Annotated in this window: 2 protein-coding genes; one reads left to right on the top strand and one right to left on the bottom strand. The window is 27.5% G+C overall.

Annotation, left to right across the window (positions count from 1 at the left end):
• Positions 1-134 precede the first annotated feature (134 nt).
• Positions 135-548 carry a universal stress protein gene (locus VN21_RS13335; RefSeq protein ID WP_046823686.1) on the top strand — a complete coding sequence of 138 codons (414 nt, stop codon included), beginning with the start codon at positions 135-137 and terminating at the stop codon, positions 546-548.
• 103 nt (positions 549-651) lie between these two features.
• Here VN21_RS13335 and VN21_RS13330 read toward each other — a convergent pair whose 3' ends face one another.
• The gene (locus tag VN21_RS13330; protein WP_226896711.1) at positions 652-2,037 is read right to left on the bottom strand and encodes a peptide MFS transporter; all 1,386 of its coding nucleotides are present in this window, start codon (positions 2,035-2,037) and stop codon (positions 652-654) included.
• Between the last annotated feature and the right edge of the window lie 108 nt (positions 2,038-2,145).

Genomic DNA, 2,145 nt, shown 5'->3' with positions numbered 1-2,145 from the left:
AAGCTGTTAGAATTTGAACTTTTGATAGATAATTAAATTAGTAAATATGTATTTTATTATATTAAAATTAATGAGTTAATTTATTCAATTTAACATTTATATATGATAAAATTAAAATAAAAGGATGTGATTATATGCGAAGCATTTTAGTCCCTATTGATGGTAGTGATAGAAGTCAAAAATCCTTAGATTTTATATTAAATGAGTTTTCAAAAGAAAAGGTTAAGATAACCTTGATGTGTGTAAATGATGTTGTTTTAACTAATTTAATAAATCCAATGATTATAGATATGAAAGTAAAAGAATCTGAAAAAGAAATAAAGAGTATGTTAAACCGTTTAAAAGGTAAGCTACAAGGTTATGAAGTAAAAACTTATTATACTATAGGTGATGCAGGGCAAGAGATTATAGAAAAGTCAATAGATGGCAAATTTGATTTAATTGTTATGACTAAATCAACTAAGAAAAACTTTATAGACTCAATAGGGTCTGTAACTTTATATGTAGTTAAAAAATCTAAGTGTACTGTAGTTATAGTTCCAGAATAAATTATTTTCATTACAGATATGAAGAAAGGAGCATTTAAATGCTCCTTTTTAATATATAAAATTAATCTAATTTTTTTGTAGCTACATCTGAATAATTGTATAATTATACATTTGCATTAAATTTCTCTAAACCCATTAATGCTGTTAATTTTTTTCTCATTAGGATCAATAATACTCCAAAAACGCTTACTACAATAGTGATTAAAACGAATATCTTAGTATATCCCATAGTTTCTGTGAAACCAGCAACTTTACCTGAAATTAAGTTTGAGAAAAAGAAACTCATATACCATGCTCCCATTGCAAGTGAGCTATATTTTTGTGGAGCTAGTTTATTAAACATAGCCATTCCAATAGGAGATATGCATAATTCTCCAACAGTTAATAAGAAATAAGCTAAAAGAATAAATAGTATATTCATTTGTTTACTTCCATCAAATACTCCACCTAAAGTTTTTATACCTAATATTACTGTAATAAATGCTGCAGCTGTAAGAAGCATTCCTAGCCCCATTTTAGAAGGAATAGATAAGTCTCCGTGCTTTGATTTAGATAGTTTAATCCATATACTACCTAGTATAGGGGACAATACGACACACAATATTCCATTGAAAGATGTTAACCATGGAACAGGAATTACGAAACTTCCTAAATTTCTATTTACTAACTCATTCGATAATAATGTAAAAGATGTTGATGTTTGATACCATGCAGTCCAAAATAAAACAACAAATACAAATAAAACACCCATTGCTTTTAATCTGTTTTTTTCAACTTGAGTAAGAGCATTATGTGCACTTTTTTTATTAGATTTGTTTTCTTTCTCATAAACTGGATATTTACCTTTTTCACCTAACCATTTTGGAGATAGGACTATAAGCAAAAAGCAAACAATAAACATTGCTATAGCTGCCATTAAAAAAATATATTTATATCCATATGCTGCTATTTCTCCATCAGATGTTAATTTGGCAAACCATTTATCTGATATAAAACCAGCTATAATAGGACCAAAGAAAGAACCTATATTTATAAACATATAAAAAATACTGTAAGCAGCATCTTTTTTTGATAGCTCATCTTGATCATATAAAGTACCTACAAGTGAACTTATTTGCCCCTTAAAAAATGCACCTGCTATTACTAATACTATTAATCCGGACCATACGCTTGCCATATTTGGCTTTGCAAAAAATAAAAGAATATATCCACATGCAGTAATAAAAGATCCTAGTATAAGTGATTTTTGTATTCCAATCCACTTATCTGATATATATCCACCTATTAAAGAACCCATATAGTTTATTCCTTGATATAAACCTATAATTGCAGTTGCTTTCGCTACGCTTAAACCTAATCCATTTTGACTAATATCTGCTGTGAAAAATAATATTAGTATGGATGACACTGCATAACCTGCATAACTTTGAAGAGCAATAGATATATTTGCTAACCAAAGACCCATTGGATGTTTTACCTTTTGTTCCATAATTAAAACCCCTCCCCATATTTATTAGTCTCTAATTATATAATATCACCATATATAACAATGTTTAATTAATTTTTTACATAATTTTACAATAAAATATATTAAAAT

Origin of the sequence: Paraclostridium benzoelyticum (assembly GCF_001006285.1) — a bacterium.
Taxonomy (GTDB): domain Bacteria; phylum Bacillota; class Clostridia; order Peptostreptococcales; family Peptostreptococcaceae; genus Paraclostridium; species Paraclostridium benzoelyticum.
Note: the sequence above shows the minus strand (reverse complement) of the source record. Positions and strands in the feature narration are given on the sequence as shown.